The sequence below is a fragment of the uncultured Fretibacterium sp. genome, from assembly GCF_938030725.1.
Lineage (GTDB): Bacteria > Synergistota > Synergistia > Synergistales > Aminobacteriaceae > Fretibacterium.
Genome location: NZ_CALHIQ010000064.1, coordinates 1 through 5635, shown reverse-complemented (window position 1 = coordinate 5635; position 5635 = coordinate 1). Strand labels below are relative to the sequence as shown.

Annotated in this window: 5 protein-coding genes and 1 tRNA gene; 3 read left to right on the top strand and 3 right to left on the bottom strand. The window is 59.3% G+C overall.

Features of this window, described 5'->3' with window-relative positions:
* Window positions 1-31: 31 nt before the first annotated feature.
* The 3 genes from Q0629_RS03935 to Q0629_RS03925 all read left to right on the top strand — a co-directional run bounded on the left by Q0629_RS03935 (window position 32) and on the right by Q0629_RS03925 (window position 1678).
* Window positions 32-106, top strand: a tRNA-Val gene (locus Q0629_RS03935).
* A 405-nt stretch (window positions 107-511) separates the two neighbouring features.
* Complete coding sequence (locus Q0629_RS03930) at window positions 512-1357, top strand: class I SAM-dependent methyltransferase (protein ID WP_298779195.1); 846 nt, start codon at window positions 512-514, stop codon at window positions 1355-1357.
* Window positions 1358-1381: 24 nt separating this feature from the next.
* On the top strand, window positions 1382-1678 hold the full coding sequence (locus Q0629_RS03925; protein WP_298779193.1) for a DUF4491 family protein: 297 nt from the start codon (window positions 1382-1384) through the stop codon (window positions 1676-1678).
* 233 nt (window positions 1679-1911) lie between these two features.
* Here the strand turns inward: Q0629_RS03925 and Q0629_RS03920 are convergent, their stop codons facing one another.
* From Q0629_RS03920 to Q0629_RS03910, 3 genes are all read right to left on the bottom strand, one after another.
* On the bottom strand, window positions 1912-2415 hold the full coding sequence (locus Q0629_RS03920; RefSeq protein WP_298779191.1) for a flavin reductase: 504 nt from the start codon (window positions 2413-2415) through the stop codon (window positions 1912-1914).
* A 123-nt stretch (window positions 2416-2538) separates the two neighbouring features.
* Window positions 2539-4221, bottom strand: coding sequence for a carboxylesterase family protein (locus tag Q0629_RS03915; protein ID WP_298779188.1), 1683 nt, complete (start codon window positions 4219-4221; stop codon window positions 2539-2541).
* A 93-nt stretch (window positions 4222-4314) separates the two neighbouring features.
* A complete protein-coding gene (locus tag Q0629_RS03910; RefSeq protein ID WP_298779186.1) occupies window positions 4315-5484 on the bottom strand; it encodes an iron-containing alcohol dehydrogenase in 1170 nt (389 codons plus the stop codon).
* Between the last annotated feature and the right edge of the window lie 151 nt (window positions 5485-5635).

Sequence of the window (5635 nt, the reverse complement as noted above, 5' to 3'; positions counted from 1 at the left end):
AGCGGGAGACTGATATAATGATTCATCGTTGGGGCGATTAGTTCAGAGGTAGAACGCTTCCTTGACACGGAAGAGGTCAGAAGTTCGATTCTTCTATCGCCCACCAAGCATAACGCCGGAGGACACCGGCTTATTCCATAAACCCCGCCATAAGGCGGGGTTTTCTGTTATCCTTGTGCTGTCGAACGCTGTCGGATTCCCGCCATAGCTACACGTTAGACGTAGAAAAAACCGTAGAAGAAGCACAGCCAACCATGCCCCCTTTCGACGGAGGCCCCTTAAGCAATCGGGAGGATCGCCACACCATATCCAAGTATTACCCAAAACCTGCCTGCCGCGGGCGGTGACATTTTCTCTGACCCCTTATAGGATGACATTACCACTGAGCAACGACACACGACACGCTTCCGGATTGACTTTTCGTTAATTGAGGCTACACTTTATTACATGACATTTAGCTTGGTTTTAGGCTAATTTTAGCGAAGGTTTCGGAGAGGAGATCGTTCGGACGATGGATGAAACTAAGGAAGCGCCTGAAGGACTTGGCTTCAAGATGCCCGTCTCGGAAACGGCGCTTTTGACCCTCTACTTCAAGGCGCAGGAAACGCAGCGGCCCGACCGTCTTATCGAGGACCCCAAGGCGGTCGAGATTCTGGAGAAGCTCGACGTGGACATGTCCCGCTTCCAAAATAAGAAGATGTCACAGATAGGAACGATCATCCGCACGCGCCGGTTCGACCGCGAAACACGGCGAATCCTTGCGGATTGGGAGAGACCGGTGGTCGTTCATCTGGCCTGCGGGCTGGATGACCGCTTCCTGCGGACGGACGCGGGCAAGGGCGTTCAGGTGGACCTGGACCTGCCGGACGTCATGGAGGTTCGGAAGCGTTTCCTGCCCCCTTCGGAGCGCAACCCCCAGATCGGCACCTCGATGTTTGAAACCGACTGGATGGACGAGCTGCTGGAGCGCTACCCGGAGCACCGCTTTGCCTTCATCATGGAGGGCGTGCTGATGTACCTGAACGAGGCGGACATCAAGGGCCTCTTTCAAAATCTGGCCAGGCGCTTCCCCGGCGCAGAGCTACACTTCGACGCGGTTTCGACCTGGATGGTCCGTCACTCCAAGATGCACGACTCGATCCGGGAGTACGGGGACGACGTGCGGTTCACGTGGGGGCTCGACGGCCTCAGGGACATTGAGGGCTGGGCCCCTTCGCTGAAGTTCGTCGAGGCCGAGTACTACATAAACCAGGAGCTGCGCCGCTGGGGCTGGGCCGTCCTGCTGAACCTCATCCCTGGGATGGCCAAAGGGGCCAAGATGCTGCGCTACGACATACGGCAGGCAAACAAGATATAAAGGACGTCAGAAGGGGAAACGATCATGCTCAATGGGTCCGGCATCCTTATCGGCTTAGCTTCCTTCCTCCTCATCGGCCTCTTCCACCCCATCGTCATCAAGTGCGAGTACTATTTTTCCGACAGGGTCTGGCCGGTCTTCCTCGCAGGAGGCGTCGTTTTCTGCACGGCATCCTTGTTTACGGAGGACCCAACGCTTTCCGCCATCCTGGGGGTCGCGGGCTTCACCTCGCTGTGGAGCATCCACGAGCTCAAGCAGCAGACAAAGCGCGTCGAAAAGGGATGGTTCCCCAGAAACCCCAAGCGAGCGCCGAGAAAATGATCGCAATTCAGGGTGACGAGAAGATTCATGCCATACGGCAAAGCCCCACCACGAACAGCAACATGAGCAGCCATTCTGCAACCCGGCAGAGCCACAGCAGAAGTGGCACCAAAAGCCCGCCGTTTCGGTTCATTTTTCACAGGGCCTGACGGAACGAGGGGCGGCCTCCACGGTCGGCCGCCACCGTTCCATCAGGCCAGTCAGCGAACATTTCCAAAGCCCTTTTTCGCCCCTCACTGCTTGTCAAGGACCTCCATGATCTCGCCGATGAACTGATAATGAGGCGGGCGATTCGAGTAGATCTCGCGCATGACCTCCGAGTCGAGATGATCTGGATTGAACTGCTCCCAGTACAGCTTTCGGCAGACAAAGGTCAGGTTCGCCTCACTGAAGACGACGCCCTGCCCATGTCTCTCCGGCGTCAGCGAGGTCATCGCAAATTTATCGCAATCCCGTTTCGATTTCGTTCCGAGCGTCAACAAATCCCGGCGATAGTTTTCTTCAAAGAAAGAAACGGTGAAACAGTCGTTTTTCAACAGGTACTCGCTGGTATATCGCAGAGGGTTGACGTAAATCGTCACGATCAGCCGCCCGTCGCTCCTCGATCCCCAGAGGCTGCCAAGGCTGCCCCAGCCAATGGTACACCCGTCAAAATCCTCCAGGGTGCCCGCTGTCGCCAGCGCCCATTGCTTGTCGAACATGTTGAAAACTTCATATTGCCTGTCGCGAAACTCCATAAACAGTCCCTCGTTTCTTTTTAGAAAATCCCCGTTTTCCATGCGGTAAAGCGAGGCACATCACCTTTTGCCTACAAGTCTAAAGTTATCCTTACCATTAGGATCCCCTGCCGTTTTCCAGTCTCAATACTCGTAATCCGGCGCAAGGAGTCGCATGAGTTCTCTGTCGTGGTGGGACGCCGATCGGACCTCGTTATCGAAGATCATCGTGACACCGCTTTCACGGGTATAGGGCTTCCAATCCGGTATGCCTTCCGCCGCTGGTTTTCCGCTGCGGGCAAAGTTGATCCATGCGTCGCTCATGCGATCCGCCAGCAGCCTGGCGTCCGGCCCGTTGCCCGTGATGGTGTCGGCACGGTCGATGTTGTGGAAGACGAAGGGGATCTCCGCCGTGTGGTAGGAGGTCAGAGCACCGTTCATCACCGGCGACTCCCAACTGAAGACGTAGGCGTACACGGGAGCGCCGCGCTGGTCAGCCTTGTGAGACATGATCTTGAGCATCGGAAGGCGGATGGTCCGCGAGTCGACGTGCACGGCGTCAGCCCTCTTTTTGTTCGGATAGGCCTCAAGGAACGCCTTGACGACCTCCTCCGCCTTGTCGCCGTAAGCCGCCTTGAGCCGCCTGTCCGTCTCCTCCGGGCTCCACGTGTTCTGGTTGTCGAACTGTGCCCGCCCCATATCGCGGAGCTGGTCAACCGCCGTCCACTCCGTGAGGTTCGAGCCGATCAGGAGAGCCACGTCCTTCCCCGCCGCTGCAAAACCATCCTTCGTCACAGGACTCGTCGGCAGAAAATCGCCGTCAACGACAGGTTCCCAGTAAAGGCCGTATCCACCGCCGAGAGGCGCCGGCAGCTTCATCTCTTCAGCGGTCCGCGCAAGCGCCCTCTCCGACGCCTTCACCAGCTCCTCGTAGGGCATGGTCTGCAGCGCTTCAACGTCCCCCGAGCCCATCCCCAGCTCCTCAAGGACGTGATCCGTGATCCTCTCGCTGACCTCACGCGAGGTGAAGGTCACGCCCATCCGTTCCGTCGCGCCGCTCTCCACGATGCCGCGCTTGAACAGGCCCTTCGCCTCCGGCGCCGTCATGAGCGCCAGCACCTTGGCTCCGCCGCCCGACTCGCCGAATAGCGTGACGTTTTCGGGATCTCCGCCGAACGGTGCGATGTTGTCACGAATCCAGCGGAGCGCATCTACCAGGTCCATGACGCCGACGTTGGCCGAGCGCTTATATTTTTCGCCAAAACGCGAGAGGTCGAGGTGCCCGACGATGTTCAACCTATGGTTTACCGAGACGACGACCACATCGCCCCTACGGGCAAGGTTTGCGCCGTCGTAGACCTCCTCGATCGCCGAGGCCCCCGTGGAGAAGCCGCCTCCGTGCAGCCAGACCATAACCGGTCGCTTCCCATCATCGCCGATACCGGGCGTCCAGACGTTGAGGTTCTGGCAATTGTTGTCCTGCCTGAAACTTCGCGGCGGGTTGTCCCAGCCACTTCCCATTCCGCCCAGCCATACCTGAGGGGCGATCGGTCCGTAATTGAAGGCCAGCCTGACGCCCTCCCACGGCGTGACCTTCTCCGCCGGAACGAACCGCTCCTTCGCTTCCGCGTAGGGAACCCCGTGGTAGGTGTAGACGCCGTTTCGCACGTACCCCTGCACCTCGCCCGCTTCGGTCCGCACCACCGCGACGCCGGGCCCGGCCGTCGACGTGCCGGCCGCATCCCCGGGCGCAGCCGCCCGGGCCGCAGCGCCCCCCATCAATCCCACCGTCAAGGCCAACGCCGCAAAGGCAAAGATTCTTCTCATATCCGCACTCCTTCCCCATGTCTTCGGCGAGGGGCTTCCGCCACTCCTCAGCATGACGCAAACGAGGCAACAAAACCGGTTTCTTCGTGCCTGTTAAAAACACTCCTCGAAGATCTGCAGAATTTCCTCGTGCGTCATCCGGCGATAGCTGCCCGGAGCGATAGCGCACGAATCCGCAATTTGCTTCAGGTCCGTCTCCGCGTTCGCCCCGAGCTGACGGAGCGTCGCGGGCAGGCCGATATCACCGATGAACTTCGCCAGCGCCTCCACTCCGGCAAGGGCCAACGCCTCATCGCTTTTTTCCTCCGGCGGGATGCCCCACACGTTGACGGCGAAGCGGCGGAATTTTGGAAGCCCGTCCCTGTAGATATGGCGGTAATAGACAGGGTGCAGGACGGCAAGCCCCTCGCCGTGATTGCAGTTCAGGTATGCGCCGAGCTGGTGCTCCATCTGATGGCACTCGAAGTCCATGCGTTTGCCCAGCTTGATAATCCGGTTCTCGCCCATCGTGGACGCCCACAGGAGGTTGCTCCGCGCAACGCCGTCCTTTGGGTTCTTCAGCGCTGCGGGAAGGTTGCGGATGACGCTCCTCATCAACGCCTCCGAGATGTCGTCCGACACGTTATCCTCGTTGGGCTCGCTGAAATAGGTCTCCATAACGTGCGACAGGATGTCGAATCCGCCGGAGGCCGTCTGCCTCGCCGGGACGCTGTATGTGTAGGCGGGGTCGAGGAGGGCAAATTTGGGATTGCACGCGGGATAGTCCCGGCCGGTCTTGACCTTCAAGCTCTCGTTCGTGATGACGGAGCCCCCGTTCATCTCGCTGCCCGTTCCTGCGACGGTCACGATCACGCCGAGAGGCAGGAGCTCGAAGTCGATGACGCCGGGCTTGGCCCAGAACTCGCTCCAGACGTCGCCATCGTAGACCGCCGCCAGGGAGATGGCCTTGCAGCAATCCATCACCGACCCGCCGCCCGCACCGAGGATCAGGCCGATATTTTCGGACCTCGCGAGGGTCGCGCCCTCCATCACCTTCGCGTAGGTCGGGTTCGCCATGATGCCGGTGAACTCCACGACATTCCTTCCTGCGCCATTCAGAACCCCCATGATATCGTCATAGGCGCCGTTCCTCTTGATGGAGCCGCCGCCGTAAGCCAGCATCACATTGCCCTCGTACGCCTCGAGCAGACGGGGCAGGTGTTCCTTCACGCACCCCTCTCCAAAATAGGCCTTTGTGGAATTCTCGAAGACAAATCGGTTCATGGTTCGTCCCTCCGATGCGTTCGCTGTTTTCACCGGCGAGTCCGACGCAGCCCGCCTTACTCGTGAATTTTCAGCCCGTGAAGCATCCTTACAAAAGCGGGGTCGCCGTGATCCACGATCTCGCTGCGGCCCAGGTCCATCTTCGCGATCG